The 1,599-nt window shown below is 71.7% G+C and carries 1 protein-coding gene; it reads right to left on the bottom strand.

Annotated features, from left to right (window positions below; genetic code table 11):
• The coding region (locus tag ABT300_RS43880) for an SDR family NAD(P)-dependent oxidoreductase (protein WP_351688737.1) at nt 1-1,599 on the bottom strand (1,599 nt) is incomplete at both ends.

The following is a 1,599-nucleotide window of genomic DNA, read 5'->3' as shown; positions in this document are numbered from 1 at the left end:
CACCACGAACGCCGACAGATCCCAACCACACGTCAACTCATCCAAATACACCGCACCCCACGCCTTCGCCCCCACCACCCGACCCACATGAGCGGGCGTCATCGCATCGATCGCCTCCATGTCCAGGACACCGGCCACATGAGCGATGCCGTCGACGCGGTGGGCGTCGAGAAGGGCGGCGACCTGGGAGCGGTCGGCGACGTCGCACGCGACGACGTCGACGCGTTGCGCTCCGGCCGCCCGCAGCCGAAGGACGGTGTCTGCCAGGCCGGCAGCGTCCGGGCCGCTCCGGCTGGTCAGTACGAGTTCCTCCGTACCGCGTGCGACGAACCATTCGGCGACGCGCACCCCGAGCACACCGGTCCCCCCGGTGACGAGCAGTCGCCGCGGAGCCGGACCGTCGTGGCCCTGCGAGGACACCGGATCCGTTCCGTACGCAGACGCCGGACGCAGCCGGCGGCCGAAGACCTGCCCCCGGCTCACCACCGCTTGATCCTCGCTGCGCTGCGCCAGCAACGAGACGAGCGAGGCGAGATCCCCGTCGTTCGGCGTCGCCGTCAGGTCGACGAGTCCGCCCCAGCGGTCCGGGTGTTCCAGAGCGGCCACACGGCCGAACCCCCATATCGCGGCCTGCGCCGGATCGTCGGGGGCGCGGCCGGGTCCGAACCCTGCCCGGGTGACGACCCACAGGGGCGCTGCGACGCCTGCGTCACCGAGAGCCTGCACCAGAGTCATGGTGTGCACCACGCCGGCGTCCGGACCGGAGACGACAAGGTCGTCGCCGAGCCCCGGAAGAGACAGGCAGGAGAGCACACCGGCCGGCGCGATCCCGTCGACGGCCGCCTCCAGGAGATCGGTGAGCGATTTCCTGTCCCGCACGTCGCAGGTGAGCCGCTCCAGACCGGGGATGAACCGATCGAGCCCCGCGAGGGGGAAGGCGTCAGGTCCCTGGAGCAGCAGCCAACGCCCGTCCAAACGCCCGCCCAGAGGCGACGAGGCCGGCAGTGCCACCGGTTCCCAACCGACGCCGTACCGCCAGCCGTCGACCTCGGCGCGCGTCACCTGCTCGCGGCGCAGCTCCGTCAGCGCGGGAAGCACGGCCTGCAGCGCCTCCTCGGGCACCCCGAGGGTCGCCGCCAGATCGTGCGGCCCCTCCTCCACCATCGTCCAGAAGGACGCGTCGCCGTCGGAGACCGAGGGCCTCGCCGACTCCACCGTGCGTGCGGTGACCGTGGGCCAGAAGTCGGTCCGCCGGAAGGCGTAGGTGGGCAGGTCGACGGGTTCGTCTCCGCCTGCGTCCCCAAACACGGCCGGCCAGTCGATCTCCGCGCCGTGGACGTGGAACTTCGCCATCGCCCGCAGGGCCGCCAGATGCTCGGAACCGTCCCTGCGCAGCATCGATGCGAACACCGCGTCGCCGGTGTCGTGGGTGTCGTCGGGGAGGCTGTTCTGCGCGAGTGCGGTGAGGGTGGAGTCCGGGCCGATCTCCAGGAAGCGGGTCACACCCTCGCCTGCCAGCACGCCGACCCCGTCGGCGAAACGCACCGCCTCCCGCACATGCCGCACCCAGTACTCCGCCGACGCCAACTCGCCCTCCAC

The sequence above is a fragment of the Streptomyces sp. NPDC001027 genome (assembly GCF_040299045.1).
In the GTDB taxonomy this organism is placed as follows: Bacteria; Actinomycetota; Actinomycetes; order Streptomycetales; family Streptomycetaceae; genus Streptomyces.
The sequence above is the reverse complement of the archived record's forward strand: the minus strand, read 5'-3'. Positions and strand labels throughout refer to the sequence as shown.